Origin of the sequence: Streptomyces nymphaeiformis, from assembly GCF_014203895.1 — a bacterium.
Lineage (GTDB): Bacteria > Actinomycetota > Actinomycetes > Streptomycetales > Streptomycetaceae > Streptomyces > Streptomyces nymphaeiformis.
Genome location: NZ_JACHJY010000005.1, coordinates 585,158 through 609,684, shown reverse-complemented (window position 1 = coordinate 609,684; position 24,527 = coordinate 585,158). Strand labels below are relative to the sequence as shown.

25 protein-coding genes and 2 tRNA genes are annotated in these 24,527 nt (G+C 71.9%); 18 read left to right on the top strand and 9 right to left on the bottom strand.

The window, feature by feature from the left end; all coding sequences use genetic code 11:
* Positions 1–159: 159 nt before the first annotated feature.
* The 4 genes from GGE06_RS20240 to GGE06_RS20225 all read left to right on the top strand — a co-directional run bounded on the left by GGE06_RS20240 (position 160) and on the right by GGE06_RS20225 (position 1,662).
* Positions 160–516, top strand: coding sequence for a hypothetical protein (locus tag GGE06_RS20240; RefSeq protein WP_184931400.1), 357 nt, complete (start codon positions 160–162; stop codon positions 514–516).
* 173 nt (positions 517–689) lie between these two features.
* On the top strand, positions 690–1,061 hold the full coding sequence (locus GGE06_RS20235; RefSeq protein ID WP_116158969.1) for a WhiB family transcriptional regulator: 372 nt from the start codon (positions 690–692) through the stop codon (positions 1,059–1,061).
* Entirely contained in the window at positions 1,058–1,381 is a 324-nt protein-coding gene (locus GGE06_RS20230) for a putative WhiB-interacting protein (RefSeq protein WP_116158968.1), read from the top strand. The genes GGE06_RS20235 and GGE06_RS20230 overlap by 4 nt, the downstream gene beginning before the upstream one ends.
* Positions 1,382–1,479: 98 nt before the next feature.
* Positions 1,480–1,662 (top strand): hypothetical protein, encoded by a 183-nt coding sequence (locus GGE06_RS20225; protein WP_116158967.1) that lies wholly within the window; start codon positions 1,480–1,482, stop codon positions 1,660–1,662.
* An 87-nt stretch (positions 1,663–1,749) separates the two neighbouring features.
* On the opposite strand, the gene GGE06_RS20220 is transcribed toward GGE06_RS20225, so the two are convergent.
* Both GGE06_RS20220 and GGE06_RS20215 read right to left on the bottom strand, forming a co-directional pair.
* On the bottom strand, positions 1,750–3,099 hold the full coding sequence (locus GGE06_RS20220) for an ABC1 kinase family protein (RefSeq protein WP_116158966.1): 1,350 nt from the start codon (positions 3,097–3,099) through the stop codon (positions 1,750–1,752).
* A 41-nt stretch (positions 3,100–3,140) separates the two neighbouring features.
* Positions 3,141–4,328: a TOMM precursor leader peptide-binding protein gene (locus GGE06_RS20215; RefSeq protein ID WP_116158965.1), complete on the bottom strand. Its 1,188-nt coding sequence runs from the start codon at positions 4,326–4,328 to the stop codon at positions 3,141–3,143.
* A gap of 209 nt (positions 4,329–4,537) precedes the next feature.
* Here GGE06_RS20215 and GGE06_RS20210 point away from each other — a divergent pair, with 209 nt between their 5' ends.
* The 4 genes from GGE06_RS20210 (at position 4,538) to GGE06_RS20195 (ending at position 8,375) form a co-directional block, all read left to right on the top strand.
* On the top strand, positions 4,538–5,125 hold the full coding sequence (locus GGE06_RS20210) for a M48 metallopeptidase family protein (RefSeq protein ID WP_184931399.1): 588 nt from the start codon (positions 4,538–4,540) through the stop codon (positions 5,123–5,125).
* Between the two features lie 133 nt (positions 5,126–5,258).
* Positions 5,259–6,908, top strand: coding sequence for a TerD family protein (locus tag GGE06_RS20205; protein ID WP_184931398.1), 1,650 nt, complete (start codon positions 5,259–5,261; stop codon positions 6,906–6,908).
* An 11-nt stretch (positions 6,909–6,919) separates the two neighbouring features.
* Positions 6,920–7,600: an AIM24 family protein gene (locus GGE06_RS20200; protein WP_184931397.1), complete on the top strand. Its 681-nt coding sequence runs from the start codon at positions 6,920–6,922 to the stop codon at positions 7,598–7,600.
* Positions 7,601–7,619: 19 nt separating this feature from the next.
* The gene (locus GGE06_RS20195; protein ID WP_116158961.1) at positions 7,620–8,375 is read left to right on the top strand and encodes an AIM24 family protein; all 756 of its coding nucleotides are present in this window, start codon (positions 7,620–7,622) and stop codon (positions 8,373–8,375) included.
* A gap of 51 nt (positions 8,376–8,426) precedes the next feature.
* On the opposite strand, the gene GGE06_RS20190 is transcribed toward GGE06_RS20195, so the two are convergent.
* The gene (locus tag GGE06_RS20190; protein WP_184931396.1) at positions 8,427–8,954 is read right to left on the bottom strand and encodes an NUDIX hydrolase; all 528 of its coding nucleotides are present in this window, start codon (positions 8,952–8,954) and stop codon (positions 8,427–8,429) included.
* Positions 8,951–10,372, bottom strand: coding sequence for a zinc-dependent metalloprotease (locus GGE06_RS20185; protein ID WP_116158959.1), 1,422 nt, complete (start codon positions 10,370–10,372; stop codon positions 8,951–8,953). Before GGE06_RS20185 ends, GGE06_RS20190 begins: the two co-directional genes overlap by 4 nt.
* A gap of 213 nt (positions 10,373–10,585) precedes the next feature.
* Here GGE06_RS20185 and GGE06_RS20180 point away from each other — a divergent pair, with 213 nt between their 5' ends.
* The 4 genes from GGE06_RS20180 to GGE06_RS20165 all read left to right on the top strand — a co-directional run bounded on the left by GGE06_RS20180 (position 10,586) and on the right by GGE06_RS20165 (position 13,826).
* Positions 10,586–11,695 carry an SDR family oxidoreductase gene (locus GGE06_RS20180; RefSeq protein WP_116158958.1) on the top strand — a complete coding sequence of 370 codons (1,110 nt, stop codon included), beginning with the start codon at positions 10,586–10,588 and terminating at the stop codon, positions 11,693–11,695.
* A gap of 92 nt (positions 11,696–11,787) precedes the next feature.
* On the top strand, positions 11,788–12,249 hold the full coding sequence (locus GGE06_RS20175; protein ID WP_116158957.1) for a molybdenum cofactor biosynthesis protein MoaE: 462 nt from the start codon (positions 11,788–11,790) through the stop codon (positions 12,247–12,249).
* Between the two features lie 191 nt (positions 12,250–12,440).
* A complete protein-coding gene (locus GGE06_RS20170) occupies positions 12,441–12,671 on the top strand; it encodes a hypothetical protein (RefSeq protein ID WP_116158956.1) in 231 nt (76 codons plus the stop codon).
* 66 nt (positions 12,672–12,737) lie between these two features.
* Positions 12,738–13,826, top strand: a complete 1,089-nt coding sequence (locus GGE06_RS20165; RefSeq protein ID WP_116158955.1) for a YlbL family protein — start codon at positions 12,738–12,740, stop codon at positions 13,824–13,826.
* Between the two features lie 76 nt (positions 13,827–13,902).
* On the opposite strand, the gene GGE06_RS20160 is transcribed toward GGE06_RS20165, so the two are convergent.
* Positions 13,903–14,454 (bottom strand): PPA1309 family protein, encoded by a 552-nt coding sequence (locus GGE06_RS20160; RefSeq protein ID WP_116158954.1) that lies wholly within the window; start codon positions 14,452–14,454, stop codon positions 13,903–13,905.
* Positions 14,455–14,608: 154 nt separating this feature from the next.
* On the opposite strand from GGE06_RS20160, the gene GGE06_RS20155 reads away from it, so the two are divergent.
* The 4 genes from GGE06_RS20155 (at position 14,609) to GGE06_RS20140 (ending at position 19,927) form a co-directional block, all read left to right on the top strand.
* Positions 14,609–17,512, top strand: coding sequence for a UPF0182 family membrane protein (locus GGE06_RS20155; RefSeq protein ID WP_116158953.1), 2,904 nt, complete (start codon positions 14,609–14,611; stop codon positions 17,510–17,512).
* A 45-nt stretch (positions 17,513–17,557) separates the two neighbouring features.
* A tRNA-Met gene (locus GGE06_RS20150) sits at positions 17,558–17,631 on the top strand.
* Between the two features lie 202 nt (positions 17,632–17,833).
* Positions 17,834–19,807 carry a tetratricopeptide repeat protein gene (locus GGE06_RS20145; protein ID WP_184931395.1) on the top strand — a complete coding sequence of 658 codons (1,974 nt, stop codon included), beginning with the start codon at positions 17,834–17,836 and terminating at the stop codon, positions 19,805–19,807.
* 46 nt (positions 19,808–19,853) lie between these two features.
* Positions 19,854–19,927, top strand: a tRNA-Met gene (locus GGE06_RS20140).
* 128 nt (positions 19,928–20,055) lie between these two features.
* Here GGE06_RS20140 and GGE06_RS20135 read toward each other — a convergent pair.
* Positions 20,056–20,475 carry a Fur family transcriptional regulator gene (locus GGE06_RS20135; RefSeq protein ID WP_116158951.1) on the bottom strand — a complete coding sequence of 140 codons (420 nt, stop codon included), beginning with the start codon at positions 20,473–20,475 and terminating at the stop codon, positions 20,056–20,058.
* Positions 20,476–20,548: 73 nt separating this feature from the next.
* On the opposite strand from GGE06_RS20135, the gene GGE06_RS20130 reads away from it, so the two are divergent.
* The gene (locus GGE06_RS20130; protein ID WP_221518278.1) at positions 20,549–22,072 is read left to right on the top strand and encodes a catalase; all 1,524 of its coding nucleotides are present in this window, start codon (positions 20,549–20,551) and stop codon (positions 22,070–22,072) included.
* Between the two features lie 64 nt (positions 22,073–22,136).
* Here the strand turns inward: GGE06_RS20130 and GGE06_RS20125 are convergent, their stop codons facing one another.
* Complete coding sequence (locus GGE06_RS20125; protein ID WP_116158949.1) at positions 22,137–22,526, bottom strand: CBS domain-containing protein; 390 nt, start codon at positions 22,524–22,526, stop codon at positions 22,137–22,139.
* Between the two features lie 135 nt (positions 22,527–22,661).
* A complete protein-coding gene (gene hisN / locus GGE06_RS20120) occupies positions 22,662–23,471 on the bottom strand; it encodes a histidinol-phosphatase (RefSeq protein WP_116158948.1) in 810 nt (269 codons plus the stop codon).
* A 116-nt stretch (positions 23,472–23,587) separates the two neighbouring features.
* On the opposite strand from hisN, the gene GGE06_RS20115 reads away from it, so the two are divergent.
* Positions 23,588–24,223, top strand: a complete 636-nt coding sequence (locus tag GGE06_RS20115) for a TetR/AcrR family transcriptional regulator (protein ID WP_116158947.1) — start codon at positions 23,588–23,590, stop codon at positions 24,221–24,223.
* Here the strand turns inward: GGE06_RS20115 and GGE06_RS20110 are convergent.
* Complete coding sequence (locus GGE06_RS20110) at positions 24,115–24,438, bottom strand: DMT family transporter (protein ID WP_116158946.1); 324 nt, start codon at positions 24,436–24,438, stop codon at positions 24,115–24,117. The two genes, GGE06_RS20115 and GGE06_RS20110, sit on opposite strands and share 109 nt — an antisense overlap.
* Between the last annotated feature and the right edge of the window lie 89 nt (positions 24,439–24,527).

Sequence of the window (24,527 nt, the reverse complement as noted above, 5' to 3'; positions counted from 1 at the left end):
GGAAAAATAGTTTGCGCCCGCCCCGTCAAGCCCCATAGGTTCTTAACCACGGAAACAGTGCTTCTTCGAAGCCCTGTCTTCGTGCTGTACTTGTCCAAATAAACACGAGGGTCCGGCTCGCACCCGAGCCCTCCGAGACGCCGAGAGGAGGCGATTCCAGTGATCAGCACCATCATTCAGACCCGCACCGTCAGCTCCGTCAGCATCGTCGGCACGGCCAAAATGACCGATCGCTCGGTCGTCTCCGCCTGCTCGCTCGGCCTCTCCGCCTCGGCCCTCATTGGCACCGGTCTGCCCGTCGCCGGCCTGCCCGTCACCGGTCTCTCCGGTCTCGGCACGGCCGCCGTGGCTCCGCGCAATGAGCGACCGACCAAGGCACTGGAAGCAGTAGCAGCAGGCAAGGCCACGGCCTATGGCTTTGCGGCGACCGGTGCCGGAACCCAGCAGCAGACGACGACGCACCACCACATGATGTGGGCCTTCCGTGGGCTCGAACCCTGGAGTGATCCAGTCTGATCCATGATCAGACCGGCGCCTTCAGGGCCGCGGAACCCCACCCGGGATCCGCGGCCCTTCTGTTTGTCCCCGAACGGGGACGACGGCGCGAAGGGGCCTCGGGAAAGACACCGCCCGGTACCAGCCGAAACCCCGGCCAACAGGCCGGAACGACCAGACGAGGAAAGACCACCGTGCAACTCGAAGCGCACGCCCCGTCCGTACCGCATTCCGAATCGATCCCCCAGCCCGGCCTCACGGAGGACCCCGCTTTGACCCCCCTCACCGCGCTCACCGCGCTCGACGACGCCATCGAGAACCTCGGCGTCCCCGTACCGTGTCGCGCCTACGACCCCGAGGTCTTCTTCGCGGAGTCCCCGGCCGACGTCGAGTACGCGAAGTCCCTCTGCCAGACCTGCCCGCTCGTCGCGGCCTGCCTGGCCGGCGCCAAGGAGCGCCGCGAGCCCTGGGGTGTCTGGGGTGGCGAGCTCTTCGTCCAGGGCGTGGTCGTCGCCCGCAAGCGGCCCCGTGGCCGTCCGCGCAAGAACCCGGTCGTCGCGGCATGAGCGCCACCGGAACCATCGACCGTCCCCTCACGCACGATCCCCAGAAGCAGGCCCCGATGACCTCTTCCACCAGCGAGCCCGCCGGCTCCGCGACCTCAGTCTTCTCCCCCGCCGCCGCGCACACCGCGCGTCAGAACAGGACCCGTGAAATGCAACTCGCCCCCGAAGCCCTGGCCCGTGCCCATATGCATGAGCGACAGCGTGAGGCCGACGCGGAACGCCAGGCCGTGCGCCTGGTCGCCGCCCGGCGCATGCAGCGCCGCGCCGAGCGCGTCTCGCTGCGCGCCCGCCGCGCGCTCGCCATGGCCGTCATGCACTGAGCATCGCCGTGATGCCTCCGCGGGGGCCGGTCCGAACGGACCGGCCCCCGCGGTGCGTTGTCCGCACCGCGACCCCGCGCCGGGCTATCGTCACCAGGGTGAACGAAGCCCGCGCCCCCGAGGAGCCCGTCGTCTGCGCCCGCTGCGGCAAGACCGCCGAGTCCGTCCCGGTGACCTGGACCTGCTCGGTCGAGAACGGCCGGCGGGAGTACTTCTGCGAGGAGTGCGCGCGGGAGAACATCCGCGCGATCGAGGGCCGCCTCGACTCGTCCTGGTGGTGAGCGCCGAGCCGCCCGCCGCGGGCTGCGCCCCGCCGTCGTGGGCACCGCCCCGCCGGGCGCGGGGCCCACACGGCGGGGGCGGCGGTCCTACGCGGGGTCCTCGACCTCGAAGCCGGGGAGCCAGTTCGCCAGCTCCGCTCGCAGGCCGACCGTCGCGTTCAGCTGGCAGAGCACTCCGATCGTGCTCAGCGTCACCCGGTGTATCAGCAGGTACGACGGCGGCAGGTTCAGCTGCTTGCCCAACTGGTGCGCGGGGGAGCGGGGATCGGCGATCCGGGCCGCCTGCGTCCGCATCCAGCCGCGGCTGAACGCGAAGGCCTCCACCTCCGCCGGCTCGATGATCGGCAGCAGGTAGGCGAGGACCGCGTCCGGGTCCAGCGCGACGGACTCCTTGACGAAGCCCTCCGCGCACAGGAGCTCGTAGACGGTGTCGGCCTCCCCGGTGACCGCCATCCGCAGACACGTGCCGATCGTCTCCGGCAGCCCGCCCGGCAGCCGGTCCACCGTGCCGAAGTCGAGGACGCCGAGCCGCCAGCCCTCCGGTCCCTCGTCCTCGTCCGCGCCGGGCAGCAGCCGGAAGTTCCCGGGGTGCGGATCGGCGTGCAGCAGACCCGTGCGCGCGGGGCCCGAGAAGAGGAAGCGGGCGAGCAGCTGGCCCGCCCGGTCGCGCTGCGCCTCCGTGCCGTCCGCGATCACCTCCGCGAGCGGCACCCCGTCCATCCACTCCGTCACGAGGATCTGCTCCGACTGGTGCACCACCGCCGGCACCACCACGTCGGGATCGTCCGCGAACTCCTCCGCGTGGATCCGCTGGGCCTCCGCCTCGAGGGCGTAGTCCAGCTCCTCCGACACCCGGTCCCGCATCTCCGCGATCAGCGGCTTGATGTCCATGCCCGGGATCAGCGGGCCGAGGAGCCGGGCGAAGCGGCTCAGCTGCGTCAGGTCCGAGAGCAGCGCCTCCCCGGCGCCCGGGTACTGCACCTTCACCGCGACCTCGCGCCCGTCGTGCCACACGGCCCGGTGCACCTGCCCGATCGAGGCCGCCGCCGCCGGCTTGTCCTCGAACTCCAGGAACAGCTCCCGCCACTCGGCGCCGAGCCGCTCCTCCAGGACCGCGTGCACCGTGCGCGTCGGCATCGGCGGGGCCGCGTCCTGAAGCTTCGTCAGCGCCGCCCGGTAGGGCCCGGCGACCTCCTCCGGAAGGGCCGACTCGAAGACGGACAGCGCCTGTCCGAACTTCATGGCCCCGCCCTTGAGCTCACCGAGCACCTTGAACAGCTGCTCGGCCGTGCGCTGCTGCAGCTCGCGGGCGACGAGCTCCGCCGATCTGCCGCCGATCCGCTTGCCCAGACCCCAGGTGGCCCGGCCCGCGAAGCCCAGAGGCAACGCGGCCAACTTGGCGGTCCGGGTGACCGCCTTCCGGGGAAGATCAGACATACGCCCCTCCAAAACCCAGACTGCCGTGCCGCGCAGGGCCGTTACCCCGCCATTGTGTCCTGCGCGTCCCCGACCGCCGAGGCGCGCTCCCCTTCTTCTCCGCGCGCCGCCCCGCAGGGGCACGCCGGGTGCGGTCTCAGCCGCTCCGCCCGCCACTCCAGGAGCGGCAGCGAGGCCTCCCATCGGGTGCCGGTGCTCGCCGGGAGGTCCCCGTCCAGGAAGGCCAGCGCATGCGCGGCGGCCAGCCCGGCGACCGCCGTCGCGAGGCCCAGGTCGCAGGCGGGCAGCGGATGCGGGGCGCCGGAGCGCCACTGGGCGAGGAGCCGGGGCGTCACCGGGTCCCGGTCCGTCCGCTCCTCCTGGAGGCACCGCGCACAGGCCGTGCCGCCCGGCAGCACGAGCGGTCCGACCACCCCCGTCGCCTCCAGGACGCCCGCGTAGAGGTGAGGGGTGCCGGTGGAGACCCACGGCTCGGCGGGGACCGGATCGGGGACGTACGCCCCGAGACCGTCCCGTGGTGTCACCACGACGAGTGACAACCCGGGCTCGCCCCGGCCTTCACCCGATCCGCTCCGTTCGCGACGGCCGCGTGTCCCGCCGGGCCGTCCGGGTGGTCCGGGCCGTCCCGCCTCCCGGGTCCAGCGGCCCACCAGGCGCCGGGCCGCCGTCGCCCGGCGCTCGCCGACGGACTCGGCGGGCAGTCCGCCCGGGGACGTCTCCCAGGGCTCGACCCGGCCCGCGTCCAGGACCTCGACCGAGCCGACGCCCGCCGCCGCGAGCAGCGCCGCCACCGTCGTCCCCACCCGGCCCGCGCCCCGGACCTGGACGCGCAGGGCCCGCCGGGCCGCCAGGGTCCGCGCCGCCCGGTCCGGCTCGGGGTGCACCACGGAGAGGGAGGCCAGGTCGGCGCGGAGCGGATCGAGCGCCACGTCCACCGCGCCGGCGGCCGGACCCGCCCTCCCCGGCCGCCCGGTCGCGGCGTCCGTGAGCAGCCCGGCCGACTCCAGCCGGCCCAGGAGCGCCTCCAGGCGTCCGTCCGGGAGGCCGAGCGCCCGGGCCTCGGCCCGCAGCAGCGCGGTCCCGCGGGTGCCGTCGAGCAGTCCGAGCACCGCCCCCGTCGCCGGGTCGACCGGGTCGAGCACCACCGCGTGCGCCGGGGCGACGCCGAACTGCACGCACCGCAGACTCCGCCACGCCCGCCGCAGTGCCGGTTTCACCATCGGATGCATTTCCCCGCCCCCGTCCGAGAGGTCATTCATGATCGACAACGCATTCCGTCGCCCCGAGGTGAGAATGCCCCGCCGCCGCGACGGCCGCCGAAAGTTGTCCACAGGTCAGGGGATTAGTCGTTCAATATGGTGAGCGGTGGGGTCTGATCGTTTCCGAAACCGCTCCCGGGACGGGACTTCCCCCTCGGACAGCGGGTAACGTCGGGGCCGTGCCCGCCGACCCACAGCGCAGCGTGACCAGCGAACCGCCCCGCGGGGCGGGGACGAGCGCGGTCGAGGTCCGCAGAAGCCCACGGCGGAGCAGAACCGTCTCGGCCTACCGCGAGGGCGACCGGACGATCGTGCTCATCCCGGCCCGCATGTCGGAGGCGGAGGAGCGCCGCTGGGTGGGCGTCATGCTGGACAAGCTCGCCGCCCAGGAGAGCCGCGGCGTCCTCGGCGACCGCGAGCTCACCGAGCGCGCGCTGCACCTCTCGGAGCAGTACTTCGACGGCCGGGCCCGCCCCCGTTCCGTCCGCTGGGTGACCAACCAGAACACCCGCTGGGGCTCCTGCACCCCCTCCGAGGGCAGCATCCGCCTCTCGCACCGGCTCCAGGGCATGCCCGAGTACGTCGTCGACTACGTCCTCCTGCACGAGCTGGCCCACCTCCTCGTCCCCGGGCACGGTCCGGCGTTCTGGCGGCTCCTGGAGGCGTACCCCCGCACCGAGCGGGCGCGCGGCTACCTGGAGGGCGTGGTCGCCGCCGCGCGGCTGCCGCATCCTCCGGCCGCCGGCGAGGCCGCTCGCGAGGAGTGACGGGGCCGCCACGCGCGCGTGCGCGGGTTTTCCCGATTCCGTACCGAAGAGGACCTGGCCTGTCTCAATGTCGTGCCCAGCGGTTAGCCTGGCGCGAGCATTCGCCATTCGGGATGGGGGACGGTCGTTACGCATGGCCAGGGAATTCCAACGCGGCCACAAGGCCAAGATCAGTGATCTGACCGCGGGGACCGATCTGTACGTCGGTGTGCAGATCGCGGCGCCCGGACTCACTTTCGACATCAGCTGCTTCGGGCTCGACGCGGACGAGCGCCTCTCCGACGACCGCTACTTCGTCTTCTTCAACCAGCCGAAGTCGCCCGAGGAGTCCATCCAGCTGCTCGGCGCGCAGTCCGGTGACACCGAGTCCTTCCGCGTCACCCTCGACCGCATCCCCGCGAACATCCACAAGCTGTCGTTCACCGCGACGATCGACGGCGTCGGCCAGATGTCCCAGGTCGGCCCCGGTCACCTGCGGATCGTGGCGGGCGGCGAGGAGGTCGCGCGCTACGCGTTCACGGGCGCGGAGTTCTCCACCGAACGCGCGGTGATGCTCGGCGACTTCTACCTCAAGGACGTGTGGCGGTTCGCCGCCGTCGGCCAGGGCTTCGACGGGGGCCTGGAGGCGCTCCTGCGGAACTTCGGCGGCGAGGTCGCCGAGGACGAGCCGGCCGCCCCGCAGCAGCAGGCCGCGGCCCCCGGCTTCGCCCCGCCGCCGCAGGCGGCGGCGCCCCCGGCCTTCGGCGCGCCCGCGCCGGCCCCCGCGCCCGCGTTCGGCGCTCCGCCGGCCCCGCCCGCGCCGGCCCCGCCCGCGCCGGTCCACACGCAGCCGACGATGGTCGCGCCGCTGGCCCCGGCCCCCGTGCCGCCGCCGGCGCCGGCCCCCGCCCCCTACGGGCAGCCGCCGCAGCCGCAGTACGGCCAGGTCCCGGGCCAGCCTCCCGGCCAGTACCCCGGACAGATCCCGGGCCAGCACCCCGGCCAGGGCCAGCCGCCGCAGGCCCCGTACGGACAGCCGCAGCAGACGCCCCCGTACGGGCAGCCCGCCCCCGGCCCGTACGGCCAGCAGCCCCCGGCGTACGGGCAGCAGCCCGGCGTCCCGCAGGGCGTGCCGGCCACCGGAGCGGGGCTCGCCGCCGCGCTCGCGCCGTACAAGGAGACCGCCACCGGCGCCCGCTGGACCCCGCAGAACCAGCAGCTCATGCGGGTCGACCTCAGCATGGGCGGCGTCCCCGTCCTCGCCCGCCAGGGCTCCATGGTCATGTACCAGGGCAAGGTCGACTTCGGCTACAAGGGCGCGGGCTTCGCCGGCCGGATCGTCGGCAACGCCACCGGCCAGGAGATGCAGCTCATGCGCTGCACCGGCCGCGGCCAGGTCTTCCTCGCCGAGAACGGCACCCACCTGCACCCGATCGAGCTCCAGGGCGACGGCATCTGCGTCTCCGCCGAGAACGTCCTCGCGTTCGACGAGTCCCTGCAGTACGAGGTCCGCCGCATCGAGGGCCACGGCATCCCCGGCGGCGCCCTCTTCACCATGCAGTTCCAGGGCACCGGCACCGTCGTCGTGAAGACCCACGGCGTCCCCGTCGTCCTGCCCGTCACGCCGACGACCTTCGCCGACTGCAACGCCGTCGTCGCCTGGTCCTCCGCGTCCCAGGTCGTCCTCTCCAGCCAGGTGCGGCTCCGCCGCAACGCCTACCCGGGCCACAGCGGGGAGACCGTGAACCTCCAGTTCCGGGGAGCCCCCGGCAACTTCATCGTCGTCCAGCCCTACGAGGTCTGAGGGAGCCCGTCATGAACCAGCAACTCGCGGGCTACGCCCCGACCCCCGTCGCGGCCCGGATGGAGAACCACGGCCGCACCATGCTCAAGGTCGCCATGGCCTCCGGCCAGGACCTGTACGCACGGACCGGCTCGATGGTCGCCTACGAGGGCTTCATCACCTACGAGCCCAACCCGCCCGCCGTCCGCCAGGTCGCCCAGCAGTGGGCCACCGGCGAGGGCGCGCCCATCATGAAGTGCTCCGGCGACGGACTGCTCTACCTCGCCGACTACGGCGCCGACGTCGTCGTCATCAACCTCCAGAACGACTCGATCTCGGTCAACGGCACCAACGTGCTCGCCTTCGACGCCCACCTCCAGTGGGGCGTCGAGCGGGTCAAGGGCCTCGCCAAGTTCGCCGGCCAGGGCCTGTTCAACGTGGAGATCGCCGGCACCGGCTGGGTCGCGCTCACCTCGCGCGGCACGCCGATCGTCGTCGACTGCGGCCGCGGCGAGGACGAGACGTACGTCGACCCCGACGCGCTCGTCGCCTGGTCGCCCGCGCTCAAGGTCAAGGGCAAGCGCAGCTTCAAGGCGTCCTCCCTCATCGGGCGGGGCAGCGGCGAGGCATACCAGATGGCCTTCTCGGGCCAGGGCATCGTCGTCGTACAGCCGAGCGAGGACAGCACCGACCGCCTGCGGGCCCGGGGCTGAGGGGGAGCGAGAACACACCATGCAGAGCCCGCTTTTCAACCACGCCGAACAGCAGAGCCAGGAGCGGTACGTCATCCAGAACCCGCAGCTCCTGCGGGTCAGCCTCACCGGGCAGGACGACGTCCTCGCCCGCAAGGGCGCCATGGTCGCGTACCAGGGACTCGTCGACTTCGACGGCGAGTACAAGACCCCGAACCAGCGCCGGGCCCAGGCCCGCACCGGTGAGGGCCTGGACCTCATGCGCTGCTCCGGCCAGGGCACGGTCTACTTCGCCAACCTCGCCCAGCACGTCCACATCGTGGAGGTCGAGCAGGACGGCCTGACCGTCGACAGCTCCTACGTCCTGGCGCTCGACTCGACCCTCCACACCGAGGTCATCGCCGTCGACAGCCAGTACGGCATCTCCGGCTCCGGCAAGTACCAGCTCAACATCTCCGGCCGCGGCAAGGTCGCCCTGATGACCTCGGGGCAGCCGCTGATGATGCAGGTCACGCCCGAGAAGTACGTCAGCGTCGACGCCGACGCGATCGTCGCCTGGTCCACCGGGCTGCGCGTCCAGATGCAGGCGCAGACGACCAACTCCAGCGTCCGCCGCCGCCGTGGCGACACGGGCGAGGGCTGGGAGCTCAGCTTCCTCGGCCAGGGCTTCGCGCTCGTCCAGCCGAGCGAGGTCATGCCCCCGCAGCACGCCGCCATCGGACAGGGCATCGCCGCCCAGTTCGGCGCCGGCCAGCACGGCGCCCACGCCCAGAACCAGAACAACGCCTGGAACTGAGCACACGCGCGTGAGGGGCGGTCTCCACCGGAGACCGCCCCTCACGCATGCTCACGCCAGCCGCGCCAGCGTGCCCTTCAGCAGCTCCACCACCGACGTGTCGGCCACGTCCGCCACGTCCTCGTACGCGAACCAGCGCAGGTCCAGCGACTCGTCACTGATCTCCGCCACCGCGTCCGCCGGGGCGAGCGCCGCGTACTGCACGTCCAGGTGCCAGTGGCACGGCGCCGGGATCGGATGCCGGTCGAGGCGCACCGGGCCGCCCGGCAGCAGGGTGAGGCCCGTGGTGATGCCGGACTCCTCGGCCGCCTCGCGCAGCGCCGCCGCCTCCACCGTCGGATCGCCCGCCTCGCAGTGGCCGCCCATCTGGAGCCACATGCCCAGCTTCTTGTGCAGGGTGAGCAGCACCCGCCCCCGCACAGGGTCGATCACCAGCGCGCTGGAGGTCAGGTGGCCCGCCTCGCACGGCTTGTACATGCCGTCCGGATGCTCGGCGAGATGCGCCAGGTAGACATCGCGCAGCTCCGGCTGGTCCTCGTACCCCTTCAGGACGCGGACCGCGTCGTCGTACAGGCTCACTTCTCGTCGTCCCCGCCCTCGGTGCCCTCGCCCTTGGCGGCCTCTCCGAGCATCTTGTCCAGCTCGGAGAAGTCCAGGTGCTCCCGGTGCACGAAGCCGTCGGGGTCGTCCAGGTCCGTCGCCGTCGGCAGCATGTCCGGGTGCTCCCACAGACCGTCCCGGCCGTCGACCCCGCGCGCGTCGGTGAGCGAGGCCCACAGGCGCGCCGCGTCCCGCAGCCGCCGCGGACGCAGCTCCAGACCGATCAGCGTCGCGAAGGTCTGCTCCGCGGGACCGCCCGAGGCCCGGCGCCGGCGCAGCGTCTCGCGCAGCGCGTCCGCCGAGGTCAGCCGCGACTTGGCGGCCTCGTGGACCACCGCGTCCACCCAGCCCTCGACCAGCGCGAGCGCCGTCTCCAGACGGGCCAGGGCCGCCTTCTGCTCCGGGGTGTCCTCCGGCTGGAACATGCCCTGCTGGAGCGCCTCCTGCAGCTGCTCCGGGTGCGTCGGGTCGAGCTGGCCGACGGCCTCCTCCAGCTTCGAGGTGTCGACCTTGATCCCGCGCGCGTACCCCTCGACCGCACCGAAGAGGTGCGCCCGCAGCCACGGCACGTGCGCGAAGAGACGCTGGTGCGCGGCCTCGCGCAGGGCCAGGTAGAGCCGCACCTCGTCCGAGGGGACGCCCAGGTCCTTGCCGAAGGCCGCGATGTTCAGCGGCAGCAGCGCGGCACGTCCGGCCGGGCCGAGCGGCAGACCGACGTCCGTCGAGCCGACGACCTCACCGGCGAGCGCGCCCACGGCCTGCCCGATCTGCTGGCCGAACATGGCGCCGCCCATGGAGCGCATCATGCCGATCAGCGGCCCGGCCATGGCCTGCATCTCCTGCGGCAGGACGTCGCCCATCGCAGAGCCGACCCGCTCGGCGACCGGGTCCACCAGCTGCTGCCACGCCGGCAGCGTCGCCTCGACCCACTCCGCGCGGCTCCACGCCACGGCCGTGCCCGCGCCGGAGGGCAGCGAGGTGACCTGGTCGAGCCACAGGTCGGCCAGGCGCACGGCCTCCTCGACCGCGGACTTCTCGGCCGGACCCACGCTCGCGTCCTTCGTGCCGTCGGCGGTGCCCTGGGCCACCACCTGGCGCGCGATCTGCTTGGCCATGTCCCAGTTCACGGGACCGCCCTCGTAGCTCAGCATCTGCCCGAGCTGCTGGAAGGCCGCGCCCAGATCGTTGGGGTTCAGGGAGCCGAACATCGCGGCGAACGGATTGTCCGCGCCGCCGGCACCGCCCATGCCGGGCAGCCCGCCGAAGCCGAACGGGTTCGCACCGAACGGGTTGCCGCCAGACCCCTGGCCACCTCCGGCGGGGTCCTTCTTCTTGCCCTCGTCGCCGTTCTCCGGCTCCTCCGGCGGAAGGCCGAATCCGAATGGGGTGTCACTCACAGGTTTCCTCGGCTCGTAGGGCCGCCGGCCTCCTGCCGACGGCGACTGCCCGACCAGGGCCTGTCGGACAGGCCCCGCACACCACCAGCGTAGACATCCGGGCCGGAAATGGGCTCGGTGCTCCGCCGGGCCGTGCCCTGCGGCAGGATGGACGCCACCTGGTCCGTACGCGTCATGCGCGTACGTACTGAAGACAACCGCTGGAGACGCCCGGTGAGTTCCCCAGATCCACAGGTTCGCGGAGCGCGAAACCACTCAACCCGGTCCGCCGTGCGCGGACCCGTCGTCGCGGTCACCGGCGCCGCTTCCGGTGTCGGTGACCTGCTGACCAGACGCCTCGCCGCCTCCGACGAGATCAAGCGGGTCATCGCCATCGACGAGCGCCGGGGCGAGGTCGAGGAGGCGCAGTGGCACATCCTCGACGTGCGCGACCCGGCCATCGCCGAGAAGCTGCGCGGCGCGGACGTCGTCGTGCACCTCGCCGTCGACCTCGACCTGGAGACCGACCCCGCCGCCCGGACGGCCTACAACGTGCGCGGCACGCAGACCGTGCTGACCGCCGCCGCGGCGGCCGGGGTCCACCGGGTGGTGCTCTGCACCTCCGCGATGGTCTACGGCGCCCTGCCCGACAACGACATCCCGCTCTCCGAGGACGCCGAGCTCAGGGCGACGGCGGAGGCCACCGGCGTCGGCGACATGCTGGAGATCGAGCGACTGGGCCGCCGCGCCCCCCGCGCCCACCCCGGCCTGAACGTCACCGTGGTCCGCCCCGCCGTCCTCGTCGGCGGTACGGACACGGCGCTGACCCGCTACTTCGAGTCGCCCCGGCTGCTCGTCGTCGCCGGCTCCCGGCCCACCTGGCAGTTCTGCCACGTCGAGGACCTGGTCAGCGCCCTGGAGTACGCGGCCCTGGAGAAGGTCGACGGGGAGTTCGCGGTCGGCTGCGAGGGCTGGCTCGAACAGGAGGAGGTCGAGGAGCTCTCCGGGATCCGGCGCATGGAGCTGCCCTCCGCGGTCGCCCTCGGCACCGCGGCCCGCCTCCACCGGATCGGGCTCACCCCGTCCCCGGCGGGCGACCTCGCCTACACCATGCACCCCTGGGTGGTGAGCGTCGGACGGCTGCACGACGCCGGCTGGCGCCCCAGGTGGACGAACGAGGAGGTCCTCGCCGCGCTCCTGGAGGAGGTCGAGGGCCGTCACACGGTCGCCGGCCGCCGCCTGGGCCGCAAGGACGCGACGGCGGCCGGAGCGGCCGGCGCGACGGTGGCGCTGCTCGGCACGGCGGCCCTGGTCCGGCAGATGCGGAAGCGACGGGGGCTGTAGCGGGCGGCTTGTAGGACCCTCCTACGGAGGGTCTCGTCCACAGGTCGAAAGGTCCCTTACCGGATGTCGGAGCCGTGCGGCACCATGGGCGCATGGCGCAGACGTACGACCACCCCGGCGAGCAGGCAGCGGACGACCCGATCAAGCTGCTCGCGATCCGTGACACCCCGCTCTCGGTCGACGAGGTCTTCCGGGCCGTCGGAGACGACGCCTCCGGCGGCACGACCCTCTTCGTCGGCACCGTCCGCAACCACGACGGCGGCGCGGACGTCGACGCCCTGGGCTACTCCTGCCACCCGACCGCCGAGGCGGAGCTGCGCCGCGTCGCCGAGAAGGTCGTCGCGAACTACCCGGTCCGCGCCCTGGCCGCCGTCCACCGCGTCGGCGACCTGCGCGTCGGCGACATCGCGGTGGTCGTCGCCGTGTCCTGCCCCCACCGCGGCGAGGCCTTCGAGGCCTGCCGGAAGCTGATCGACGACCTCAAGCACGAGGTCCCGATCTGGAAGCACCAGACCTTCTCGGACGGCACGGAGGAGTGGGTCGGCTCCTGTTGAGCCTTCGCCCCCGGCTTGGGGGTCCCCCCGGACGAAGTCTGGGGGAGGGTGGGGGCCTGCTAGGGCCGCAAGGCGACGCGCCGACAGGGCGTAGTCGAACGCCCGATTTGCGTAACCGCCCCCCACGCGCGAGCGTTGGTCCCACAGATGAAACAGTCTGCTGATCAACTCACTGGGGATGGGAGGTCGGGATGGCAGCGCTGGCCTGGTTGCTGATTCCGCTTTTCGCAGTCGTCGGCGCGGCGATATGGGGAAGCTGGGCTTCGAGGAACAAGACGATAGGCGACGTGGCGGAACTTGCCGGCTACGCACGCTTCCGGGACGCCATGGAGCGGTCCCACATCACGACCGCCGATTCCGTTCGGCCCGAGCGCGAACCGGCCGCGACGGCCTCGGCCGTCACCACCTCGCCGTCCGGCTGACGCGGAGCCGCCTCGTACGGACCGCCCCAGGGGTGCACCCACAGGCGAGTCCCGTACTGTCGTTCCATGCCACGCCGCACCGCGACGATGCTCGCCTCCACCCTGGTCCTGATCTGTCTGCTCATCGCGGGCGTCCTGATCCCGGTGCCGTACGCGGAGATGAGCCCGGGTCCCACGGTCAACACCCTCGGTGAGGTCAAGGGAGAACCGGTCCTTCAGATCTCCGGTCGCAAGACCTACCCGACCGACGGTCACCTCAACATGACGACGGTCCGGGTCACCAGCGCGGACTACAAGATGAACGCCGTCGAGGCCGTCTACGGATGGCTGGCCCACGACAACGTGGTGGTGCCGCACGACACGCTCTACCCGGACGGCAAGACCGAGGAGCAGTCGAGCCAGGAGAACGCCGAGGAGTTCAGCCAGTCCCAGGAGAGCGCCAAGGTGGCGGCCCTCAAGGAGCTGGACATCCCGGTGGTGGCCCGGGTCGTCGTCGCCACCGTCGTCAAGGGCGCCCCGGCCGAGGGCAAGCTGCACGCCGGGGACGTCATCAAGGCCGTCGACGGCGTGCCGGTCAAGGAGCAGGCCGACGTCGCCAAGCAGGTGACGAAGCGGAAGCCGGGCCAGGACGTCGAGTTCACGATCGTCCCCGCCAAGGAGGCGGCGGCCGCCGAGAAGGCCCACAAGGAGCCCACCGTCACCCGGAAGGTGGTCATCAGGACCACCACCTCCGAGGAGGGCGACCGGGCCGTCGTCGGCATCCAGGCCGGCACCGACCACGTCTTCCCGTTCACGATCGACATCAAGCTGGCCGACGTGGGCGGCCCCAGCGCCGGTCTGATGTTCGCCCTCGGCATCGTCGACAAGCTCACCCCGGAGAGCCTCACCGACGGCCGGTTCGTCGCCGGCACCGGCACCATCGACGACAAGGGCCAGGTCGGCCCGATCGGCGGCATCGAGATGAAGCTGGTCGGCGCGCGGAACGCGGGTGCCGAGTACTTCCTCACCCCGGCCGACAACTGCGAGTCGGCCGCCGCGGACACGCCCGCCGGGCTCACCCTGATCAAGGTGAACACGATCGACGACGCCACGAAGTCGCTGGAGAAGATCCGCAAGGGCGACGTGAAGTCGCTGCCGAGCTGCTCGAAGAGCTAGCTCCAAGATCCAGAAGTACGGGGAAGGGGTGCCCGGTCGACACGACCGGGCACCCCTTCCCCGTACGTACGGGCTCTCAGCTCTCGAAGGTCGCCGCCAGTGCCTCGGCGAGGCCCGGCACCAGGTCGGGGCCGGTCAGCACCTCGGTCGGGGAGTCCTTCTCGCGCAGCCGGATCGCCGCTTCGCGGGCGCCGTCCCGCAGCACGGCCACGGTCATCCGGACCTCCTGGCGGTCCGGGTGCCCGGCGACCCACTTGGCGAGCTGCTTCTCGTTCAGGCCCTGCGGGACCTGGGCCTCGGCCGACGGGGGCAGCATGAGCCGCTCCACGGTCAGGGCGCAGCCTGCCACGGCCTTGGGCCAGGCGATCGTGCCGAGGAACTCGTCGAGGGCCTTGCCGCGCGGCAGCTTGTCCTGCTCGATCGGGGTGTAGGCGGTGGCGTCGTCGCCCAGGCCGAGCTGGGAGGCGAGCTTGGGCTCCTGGGCGCGCAGTCGAGCGGTGTCGACCAGGGCGAACAGGCGGGCGGGCTGGTCCCAGCCGAGGCCCGACGCGTACTCGTCGATCTCGAGCACGGCGCGGGTGAGGGGGCTCGCGGCCATTGCCGGGCCGGAGGGGGAAACGTTGGACATGACCAATATCCTGCCTCCTCTTCCCCGGAAGTCGGGAACTAGGTAAAGCCTCAGTAAGTTGCATCAGTGGGCTCTACGATCGCGGGGCCTGCTTGCAGACGCATCAAACGCTTTCAGACGCATCAACATCGAGGGGCGCACGTTGGCTTTCCAGATGCCGGACCGCGGCCAAGGCCCGTCCGGGCCAAGGATGAGAGTCGGCCGGCCGTCCCGGCGGGCCCGCACCCTGCTCATGACACTCGGGGTGCTGGCCGTTCTGGCCATGGCGTTCGTGATGTTCGCCGGGTTCTGGACGGACTGGCTCTGGTACCGCTCGGTCCACTACTCGTCCGTGTTCACCACCACCCTGTGGACCAAGATCGGCCTCTTCGCGGTCTTCGGTCTGCTGATGGGGATCGCCGTCGGCTTCAACATCTGGCTGGCGTACCGGCTGCGGCCGCCGCTCAGCGCGATGTCCCTGGAGCAGCAGAGCCTCGACCGGTACCGGATGGGTCTGGCGCCCTTCAAGAAGTGGGTGCTGCTCGCGGTCACCGCCCTGGTGGCCCTGATCGCCGGCGCCTCCGCGTCCGGCCAGTGGCGCACCTGGCTCATGTGGGTCAACGGCGTGGAGTTCGGCCAGAAGGATCCGCAGTTCGACCTCGACGTGTCGTTCTACGCCTTCGACCTGCCCTGGTACCGCTTCCTCCTCGCGTTCGGCTTCGCCGCCGTCGTCCTGTCGCTGATCGCCGCGGCGATCACGCACTACCTGTACGGCGGGCTGCGGATCACCAGCCCGGGCGCGCGTGCCACCGCCGCGGCCACCGGTCACCTCTCGGTGCTGCTCGGCCTCTTCGTCGCACTCAAGGCCGTCGCGTACTGGCTCGACCGGTACGGCCTGGCGGTGAAGTCCAGTGACTTCAAGGCCACCGGCAACTGGACGGGCCTGCGGTACGTCGACGCCAACGCGTACCTGCCGGCGAAGACCATCCTGTTCTGCATCGCCGTCATCTGCGCCCTGCTGTTCTTCGCGACGCTCTGGCGCCGCACCTGGCAGCTGCCGGTGATCGGCTTCGGCCTGATGGTGCTCTCCGCGATCCTGATCGGCGGCCTGTACCCGGCCATCGTGCAGAAGTTCCAGGTCCAGCCGAACGAGCAGGCCAAGGAAGCGCCGTACATCCAGAAGAACATCGACGCGACCCGCAAGGCGTACGCGATCGACGGGACGAAGGCCGAGAACTACTCGGGCAAGTCGACGGTCAAGGCCAAGGACACGCTGCGGGCGGACGCCGACACGGCGGCCAGCTACCGCCTCCTCGACCCGAACATCGTGTCGCCCACGTTCCAGCAGCTGGAGCAGAAGCGGAAGTACTACCAGTTCCCGACGACCCTGGACGTCGACCGCTACGCCGGCAAGGACACCGTCGTCGGTCTGCGCGAGCTCAACATCAAGGGCATCCCGAAGCGGAACTGGATCAACGACCACTTCACCTACACCCACGGCTACGGCGCGATCCTGGCCTCGGGCACGCACACGGACGCCAACGGCTCCCCGGTCTTCACCGAGTCCGGACTGCCGACGACCGGCACGCTCGGCACGTACCAGCAGCGGATCTACTACGGCGAGAAGACCGACCAGTACTCGATCGTGGGCGGCCCGCAGAAGGAGCTGGACTACGAGGAGAACGGCGAGAAGACCACCAGCTACAAGGAGAAGAGCGGCGTCAGCCTCTCCAACACCTTCAACCGCGCCGCGTACGCGGTGGCCTTCAGCGAGCCGCAGATCCTCTACTCGGGGGCCATCGGCGACGGCTCGCGGATCCTCTACAACCGCACGCCCAAGGAGCGCGTCGAGGCCGTCGCGCCCTGGCTGACCATCGACGGCGACGCCTACCCGGCGGTCGTCGACGGCCGGATCCAGTGGATCGTCGACGCCTACACCACGACCAACGGCTACCCGTACGCCTCGCGCACCACGCTCGGCGACACCACGGCCGACTCGCTGACCGTCGGCAACCAGCAGCGCACGGTCGTCGCCCAGCAGAACCAGGTCAACTACATCCGCAACTCGGTGAAGGCCACCGTCGACGCCTACGACGGCACGGTGAAGCTCTACGAGTGGGACACCCAGGACCCGGTCCTGAAGACCTGGATGAAGGCCTTCCCGGGCACCGTCGAGCCGAAGTCCGAGATCAAGGGCGACCTGCTCGCGCACCTGCGCTACCCGCAGGACATGTTCAAGGTCCAGCGCGAGCTGCTGACCCGCTACCACGTCACCGACCCCGCGCAGTTCTACAGCGGCTCGGACGCCTGGCAGGTGCCGGACGACCCGACCAACAAGGACGGCAACGCGGTCCCGCCGTACTACCTGAGCATGAAGATGCCCGGGGACACGGCGCAGCGCTTCTCGCTGACGACGACGTTCACGCCGAACGGGCGGCCCAACCTGGGCGCCTTCATGGCGGTCGACGCCGACGCCACCAGCAAGGAGTACGGCCGGCTGAGACTGCTGCGGGTCACCTCGGACGTGCCGGGCCCGGCCCAGGTGCAGAGCAAGCTCAACGGTCTGCCCTCGGTCGCCACCTTCGTCCGGGACATGAAGGGCGCCGACTCCGACATCCAGTACGGCAACCTGCTGACCGTGCCGCTCGACGGCGGGTTCCTGTACGTGGAGCCGGTGTACGCCCAGGGACGCAACGCGCTCTACCCGCTCCTGAAGAAGGTCGCGGTGTCGTACGTGGACGCGGACCAGCCGGAGGGCGACACCACCAAGGACACCACGGTGTTCGAGGACACCCTCACCCAGGCGCTCAACGCGGTCTTCGGGGTGGAGGCGCCCACCGCGCCGACGACCCCGCCGGGCACCACGAAGCCGCCCGGCACGACCCAGCCGCCGGCCTCGAACGACGCGGCCCTCAAGCAGGCCATCGCCGACGCCCAGAAGGCGTACGACGCCGGCCAGGCCGCTCTGCAGAAGGGCGACTGGACCGCGTACGGCAAGGCCCAGGAGGACCTCCAGGCGGCGCTTCAGCGGGCCGCGGACGCCGGAGCGAAGCTCAAGACGCCCGGGTCAGGCGGCTGACCTGAGCTTTTCCATCCCCGCGTCGTGATACTGTTGGTTCACCGACGCGGGGTGGAGCAGCTCGGTAGCTCGCTGGGCTCATAACCCAGAGGTCGCAGGTTCAAATCCTGTCCCCGCTACTCAGGACAAGGGCTCGGATCCATAAGGATCCGGGCCCTTGTCGTGTGTCGGCGTGCCGGGGGGTGCCGAAGGGCGGTAGGGAAGGGGCGAGTTGGCGTGAGTCGTGTTTGACTTGTCTCTCTGTGGGCATGTCGACAAAACGCTGAGTGACCTCACTGGCTGCGGTATACCAGGTGTGCTCGGGTTGCGGGTGGTGCGACGATGGTATTTATGGGGGACAGGGCAACTCTGTTGGAGACAGGGCGGTTTGTGCAGCGGCACGCCAGGAACGCCGCAGACGAGATCATCGAGGCAGTGGGGGCCGTCGATGCGGCCGTCGACACCACCGCAGACGCCGACACCGACACCGACGCCGAGACCGAGACCGAGACCGAGGCCCGGCACCGACGGGCCGCCGAGCAGGGCGACCTCGCCTCGATGAGCGCGCTCGGCGCGCTGCTGCTGCGCCGCGGCGACCTCGACGGCGCCGAGCCCTACCTGCGCGGCGCCACCGCCGAGGGGGACCGGGCCGCCGCCAACAACCTCGGCGTCCTGCTGCACCAGCGCGGCTACCCCGACGAGGCCGCCGGCTGGTGGCGCGTCGCCGCCGTCGCGGGCTCCGCACCCGCCGCCCACGCCCTCGGCCGCCACCACCGCGAGCGCGGCGACGAGCCGGCCGCCGAGTACTGGCTGCGCCAGGCCGCCGAGCAGGGCCACGCCCTCGGCGCGTACGCCCTCGCCGACCTCCTGGAGCACCGCAGCGACGTCGGCGCCGAGCGCTGGCTGCGCGCCGCCGCCGAACAGGGCCACCGCGAGGCCGCGTACCGCCTCGCCCTCGCCCTGGAGCGCCGCGTCACCGAGACCACCCGCGGCCCGCACGAGACCGGCACCCGGCTCCGGGTCCCCGGCACCAGGCCCGTCGTGCCCTCCGGCGCGGCCGTGACCGGCACCGCCGTACCCGGGCAGCCCGCCGGCGAGCGCGCGGGAGAGGCCGCCGAGGCCGAGCAGTGGTTCCGGCAGGCCGCCGCGCGCGGCCACCGGCGCGCCGCGCTCCACCTGGGCGCGATCCTGGAGCACCGCGGCGAGCTCAAGGAGGCCGGCCGCTGGTACCTCAGCTCCGCCAAGGAGGGCGAGGCGAAGGCCGCCTGCGCCCTCGGCTTCCTGCTCCGCGACGCGGGCGACGAGGAGAGCGCCGCCGTGTGGTGGCTGCGCGCCGCCCAGGACGGCGACGGCAACGCCGCCAACGCCCTCGGCGCCCTGCACGCCGCCCGCGGCGAGCAGCAGACCGCCGAGCGCTGGTACCGGGCCGCCATGGACGCCGGCGACGTGAACGGCGCCTACAACCTCGGGCTGCTCTGCGCCGCCCAGGACCGCATCCCGCAGGCCGAGCAGTGGTACCGACGCGCCGCCTACGCCGGCCACCGCGAGGCCGCCAACGCGCTCGCCGTGCTGCTCCTCCAGGCCGGCGACGCCAACGGCGCCGAGCCCTGGTTCTCCAAGGCCGCCGAGGCCGGCAGCGTCGACGCCGCCTTCAACCTGGGCATCCTGCACGCCGGGCGCGACGACGACCGCACGGCCCTCGTCTGGTACGAGCGGGCCGCGGCCGCCGGACACACCGAGGCCGCCCTCCAGGTCGGCATCGCCGCCCTGCGGGACGGCGACGAGCAGACCGCCGAGCGGCACCTGCGCTGCGCGGCCGGCGGCGGCAGCGCCGAGGCCGCCTTCCGGCTCGCCTCGGTGCTCGACGCGCGCCGCCCCGAGCCCGGCCCCGCCGTGCTCGGCGCGCCCCGCGAGGAGAAGTCCGAGTGCGAGGAGTGGTACGAGCGGGCCGCCCAGCAGGGCCACCGGCGCGCCCAGGTGCGGGTCGGGATGCTCGCCGCCGGGCGCGGCGACCTGGCGGAGGCCGACCGCTGGTACCGCGAGGCCGCCGAGGCGGGCAGCCGCAACGGCGCCTTCAACCTCGGGCTGCTGCTCGCCCGCGAGGGCAGCGAGCGGGAGGCCGCCCTCTGGTGGACCCGCGCGGCCCGGGCCGGCCACGGCCGCGCGGCGCTGCGGCTCGCTCTGCTCGCGGCGCGCCGGGGCGAGCTCACCGAGGGGCGTCGCTGGTGCGACCGCGCGGTGGAGCTGGGCCCGGCGGAGGTCGCCGAGCGGGCGGCCCGGCTGAGCGAGGCGCTGCACCAGGAGCTCACCGCCTAACGGATTTGCCCTGCTCCGAGCGGTCCCGTAAGGTTGGGTTCACCGACGCGGGGTGGAGCAGCTCGGTAGCTCGCTGGGCTCATAACCCAGAGGTCGCAGGTTCAAATCCTGTCCCCGCTACTCAGTAGCAACGAAGGCCCGGATCCAGTCACTGGATCCGGGCCTTCGTCGTGCACGAGCCCGGAGCACGAGAAAAGCACGGAACACGAGAAGAGCCCCCGCCGAGGCGGGGGCTCCTCCGAAGGCGGTCAGGCCGTCGTGGCGCAGCTCGGGCAGAGGCCCCGGTAGGTGACCTCGACGTTCGAGATCACGAAGCCGAAGCGCTCGGTGTCCGGGAGGTCCGCCAGCGGGTCGCCGGCCGGGTGCACGTCGCGGATCGCGCCGCAGCGGCCGCAGACCAGGTGCTGGTGGGGCCGGTGGGCGTTCGGGTCGTACCGCTTGGCGCGTCCGTCGGTCGCGACCTCGATGACCTCGCCGAGGGTGACCATCTCGCCCAGCGTGTTGTACACGGTCGCGCGGGAGATCTCGGGCAGCCTCGTCACGGCGCGCGCGTGGACCTCGTCGGCGGTCAGGTGTACGTGGTCCCCGTCGAGGACCTCGGCCACGACGCGCCGCTGCGCGGTCATTCGCCAGCCGCGTCCGCGCAGTCGTTCCAACAGGTCGCTCATGAGGGCCAGCCTAACAGTCGGGGTGAGGAACCCCCGAACGGGTGTGACTTTGGATGCTCACTTGACTTAGACAATGTCTATTGTAGGGTCTTGTCGAGGACAGGACGAAGGACGGCACACGCAGTCCAGGACGCAGGAGGCGCACGTGACGCAGGGACCGCTCACCACGGAGGCCGGGGCTCCGGTCGCCGACAACCAGAACAGCGAGACCGCGGGCGTCGGCGGGCCGGTCCTCGTCCAGGACCAGCTCCTCCTGGAGAAGCTCGCCCACTTCAACCGCGAGCGCATCCCGGAGCGCGTGGTCCACGCGCGCGGTGCGGGCGCCTACGGCACCTTCACGGTGACCCGGGACGTCACCCGGTGGACGCGGGCGAAGTTCCTCTCCGAGGTCGGCAAGGAGACCGAGACCTTCCTGCGCTTCTCCACCGTCGCGGGCAACCTCGGCGCGGCGGACGCCGTGCGCGACCCTCGTGGCTGGGCGCTGAAGTTCTACACCGAGGAGGGCAACTACGACCTCGTCGGCAACAACACGCCGGTGTTCTTCATCAAGGACGCCATCAAGTTCCCCGACTTCATCCACACCCAGAAGCGCGACCCGTACACCGGCTCGCAGGAGGCGGACAACGTCTGGGACTTCTGGGGCCTCTCCCCGGAGTCGACCCACCAGGTGACCTGGCTCTTCGGCGACCGCGGCATCCCCGCCTCGTACCGCCACATGAACGGCTACGGCTCGCACACGTTCCAGTGGAACAACGAGGCCGGCGAGGTCTTCTGGGTCAAGTACCACTTCAAGACCGACCAGGGCATCAAGAACCTCACCCAGGACGAGGCCAACCGCCTCGCCGGCGAGGACCCGGACTCGCACCAGCGCGACCTGCGCGAGGTGATCGAGCGCGGCGACTACCCGAGCTGGACCGTGCAGGTCCAGATCATGCCCGCGGCCGACGCGGCGACCTACCGCTTCAACCCGTTCGACCTCACCAAGGTGTGGCCGCACGAGGACTACCCGCCGATCGAGATCGGCAAGCTGGAGCTCAACCGCAACCCGGAGAACATCTTCGCCGAGGTCGAGCAGTCGATCTTCAGCCCCGCGCACTTCGTGCCGGGCATCGGCCCCTCCCCGGACAGGATGCTCCAGGGCCGCCTCTTCGCGTACGGGGACGCCCACCGCTACCGCGTCGGCATCAACGCCGACCACCTGCCGGTGAACCGCCCGCACGCCACCGAGGCGCGCACCCACTCCCGTGACGGCTTCCTCTACGACGGCCGCCACGGGGGCGCGAAGAACTACGAGCCGAACAGCTTCGGCGGCCCGCGCCAGACGGACCGGCCGCTCTGGGCCGGCTCCGCCGTCACCGGCGCGACCGGCGAGCACGCCGCTCCCTCGCACGCCGAGGACGACGACTTCGTGCAGGCGGGCAACCTCTACCGTCTGATGTCCGACGACGAGAAGCGCCGCCTCGTCGCGAACCTGGCCGGCTTCATCGCCAAGGTCTCGCGCGAGGACATCGCCGAGCGGGCGATCGACAACTTCCGCCGGGCGGACGGAGACTTCGGCAAGCGGCTGGAGGCCGCGGTCCAGGCCCTGCGCGGCTGAGGGCGCTTGCCGTAGAGGGGGAGCGGGCCGGACTTCCGTACGGGAGGTCCGGCCCGCTCTCGCGTCATCCCGCGACGCTGTGCACCGGGACCCAGCAGCGGATGATGTCGCGTACGGAGACCATGCCGACCGGTCCCCGGTCGTCGAGGACGACGAGGTGGCGGAAGCCGCCGTGCGTCATGGCCTCGGCCGCCTCCGCCAGGGTCCAGGTGGGCGCGGCGAAGACGACGTCACGGGTGGTGTGGGCGTCGGCGGTCTCGTGGTCGGGATCCTGGTCGCGGGCGATCGAGTTGAGGATGTCGCGCTCGGTGAGGATGCCGAGTCCGCCGGCGTCGCCGTCGAGGACGACGCAGGCGCCGACGCGGCGCGCGGCCATCAGTCGGGCGGCCTGTCGGAGGGTGTGGGCGGGGCCGATGGTGAGGACCACGGTGCTCATGGCGTCACGGACGAGCATGGACGGAGCCACCTCCTTGGTGAATCCCGCTCCCTCATCGAGAAAGGATTCACAAGTTCACAAGCGGGGGGACTCTCACCATGACACCGGGGGAGGGGGTCGTAAAGGGGGCGCGCGACGCGCCCCCGGGGAGCGTCAGGGGCGCGCGTTCTCCTGGTTCAGATAGCTCAGCAGCTCGCCGTGGAGCAGGCCGTTCGACGCCGCCGCGTTCCCGCTGTGCGGGCCGTGCCGCCCGTCCAGACCCGTGTACGTGCCGCCGGCCTCCTGGACCACGATCGCGACCGCGGCCATGTCCCACAGCGACAGCTCCGGCTCCGCGCAGATGTCGACGGAACCCTCCGCGACCATCATGTACGGCCAGAAGTCGCCGTACGCCCGGGTCCGCCAGCACGCGCGCGTGAGGTCGAGGAAGCCGTCGAGGCGGCCCCGTTCCTCCCAGCCGCTGATCGAGGAGTACGCGAAGGAGGCGTCCGACAGGGACGCGACCTTCGAGACGCCGAGGCGGGTCGCCGAGGCCAGGCTGCGGCCCGTGTACGCGCCGAGCCCCTTCGCCGCCCACCAGCGGCGGCCGAGGGCGGGGGCGGACACCACGCCCACCACCGGCTGGAACCCGGTCTCCCCGGCCTCCATCAGCGCGATCAGGGTCGCCCAGACCGGCACCCCGCGCACGTAGTTCTTCGTGCCGTCGATCGGGTCGATCACCCAGCGGCGCGGGCCCGAGCCCTCCACGCCGTACTCCTCGCCGAGGATCGCGTCGCGCGGCCTGGCGCGCTGGAGCTGTCCGCGGATCAGCTCCTCCGCCGCCTTGTCGGCCTCGCTCACCGGAGTCATGTCCGGCTTCGTCTCGACCTTCAGGTCGAGCGCCTGGAATCGGTCCATGGTGGCCGCGTCGGCGGCATCCGCGAGGACGTGGGCGAGACGCAGATCATCGTGGTAATCGGCCATGGTCGGCACTCTATCCCCGACGCGCGAAGGCACGGAGAAAGCGTCCACGGGAGCCTTGACAGCGCCCGGGCGCCTGCCGACGCTGAGCGGAGAACCGTTCCCTCCTGGAGGTGAGGATGGCGAACGCCCGCGAGGCCCTGCTCGACGCCGCACTCGCCGCGCTCGCGCACCACCCCTGGTCCGCCGTGCGGATGGCCGATCTCGCCGCCGCCGCCCGGGTCTCCCGGCAGACGCTCTACAACGAGTTCGGCAGCAAGGACGGGCTGGCCCGCGCCCTCGTCCGACGGGAGGCCGACGCCTATCTCCACGGCGTCCGCAGCCTGCTCGCCGCCCCCGCCCCGCCCGAGCGGAACCTCGTCCGGGTCGCCGAGTGGATCGTCGCCCGCGCCGCCGTCCGCCCGATACTGCGGGCCCTGCTCACCGGCGCCTGGAACGAGCGGCTGCCCCAGCCCCGCCCGGCCCGCCCCGGCGCCCGGCCCGCCCCCGTCCCCGCCCAGCGGCGCGCCGACGCCGGGCCGCCCGCGCCCGGCGAGCTCGTGGCGGAGACCGCGGCCTGCGCGGGGGAGCGGTGGGCGGCGGGCTGCGAGCTCGCCGTACGGATCGCCCTCAGTCACGTCGTCGCACCGGCCCTGCCGGTGGGGCCTCAGTGCGCCGAGCCGGAGAGCTGGAGCCCGATGACCCCCACGATGACCAGGGTGATCGAGACGATCTTGAGCGTGGAGACCACGTCGCCGAGGAAGACCATCCCGTAGATCGCCGTCCCGGCCGCGCCGATCCCCGTCCACACCGCGTACGCCGGACCCACGTCGAGCTTCCGGAGCGCCAGGGTGAGGAGACCGAAGCTGCCGAGGGCGAAGGCGGCGAAGGCGATCGTCGGCCACAGCCGGGTGAAACCGTGCGAGAGCTTCAGGCAGACCGCGAATCCCGTCTCCAGGATCCCGGCGATCACCACCAGCAGCCACGCCATCGTCAGTGCCTCCCACGCCGTCGGTGACTGCTTCGTCGCACTTGGTGCGATTATGCATTTACCGGCAGCGAGCGGGCGTAAACGCCGAC

What these genes read in the sequence shown, in the direction of transcription:
- GGE06_RS20230 (WP_116158968.1), top strand. Translation starts at nt 1,058, where the DNA reads ATGAGCGCCACCGGAACCATCGACCGTCCCCTCACGCACGATCCCCAG.
- GGE06_RS20220 (WP_116158966.1), bottom strand. Translation starts at nt 3,099, where the DNA reads ATGTCTGATCTTCCCCGGAAGGCGGTCACCCGGACCGCCAAGTTGGCC.
- GGE06_RS20215 (WP_116158965.1), bottom strand. Translation starts at nt 4,328, where the DNA reads ATGCATCCGATGGTGAAACCGGCACTGCGGCGGGCGTGGCGGAGTCTG.
- GGE06_RS20205 (WP_184931398.1), top strand. Translation starts at nt 5,259, where the DNA reads ATGGCCAGGGAATTCCAACGCGGCCACAAGGCCAAGATCAGTGATCTG.
- GGE06_RS20200 (WP_184931397.1), top strand. Translation starts at nt 6,920, where the DNA reads ATGAACCAGCAACTCGCGGGCTACGCCCCGACCCCCGTCGCGGCCCGG.
- GGE06_RS20195 (WP_116158961.1), top strand. Translation starts at nt 7,620, where the DNA reads ATGCAGAGCCCGCTTTTCAACCACGCCGAACAGCAGAGCCAGGAGCGG.
- GGE06_RS20175 (WP_116158957.1), top strand. Translation starts at nt 11,788, where the DNA reads ATGGCGCAGACGTACGACCACCCCGGCGAGCAGGCAGCGGACGACCCG.
- GGE06_RS20170 (WP_116158956.1), top strand. Translation starts at nt 12,441, where the DNA reads ATGGCAGCGCTGGCCTGGTTGCTGATTCCGCTTTTCGCAGTCGTCGGC.
- GGE06_RS20165 (WP_116158955.1), top strand. Translation starts at nt 12,738, where the DNA reads ATGCCACGCCGCACCGCGACGATGCTCGCCTCCACCCTGGTCCTGATC.
- GGE06_RS20160 (WP_116158954.1), bottom strand. Translation starts at nt 14,454, where the DNA reads ATGTCCAACGTTTCCCCCTCCGGCCCGGCAATGGCCGCGAGCCCCCTC.
- GGE06_RS20155 (WP_116158953.1), top strand. Translation starts at nt 14,609, where the DNA reads ATGCCGGACCGCGGCCAAGGCCCGTCCGGGCCAAGGATGAGAGTCGGC.
- GGE06_RS20145 (WP_184931395.1), top strand. Translation starts at nt 17,834, where the DNA reads ATGGTATTTATGGGGGACAGGGCAACTCTGTTGGAGACAGGGCGGTTT.
- GGE06_RS20135 (WP_116158951.1), bottom strand. Translation starts at nt 20,475, where the DNA reads ATGAGCGACCTGTTGGAACGACTGCGCGGACGCGGCTGGCGAATGACC.
- GGE06_RS20130 (WP_221518278.1), top strand. Translation starts at nt 20,549, where the DNA reads ATGTCTATTGTAGGGTCTTGTCGAGGACAGGACGAAGGACGGCACACG.
- GGE06_RS20125 (WP_116158949.1), bottom strand. Translation starts at nt 22,526, where the DNA reads ATGCTCGTCCGTGACGCCATGAGCACCGTGGTCCTCACCATCGGCCCC.
- hisN (WP_116158948.1), bottom strand. Translation starts at nt 23,471, where the DNA reads ATGGCCGATTACCACGATGATCTGCGTCTCGCCCACGTCCTCGCGGAT.
- GGE06_RS20115 (WP_116158947.1), top strand. Translation starts at nt 23,588, where the DNA reads ATGGCGAACGCCCGCGAGGCCCTGCTCGACGCCGCACTCGCCGCGCTC.
- GGE06_RS20110 (WP_116158946.1), bottom strand. Translation starts at nt 24,438, where the DNA reads ATGGCGTGGCTGCTGGTGGTGATCGCCGGGATCCTGGAGACGGGATTC.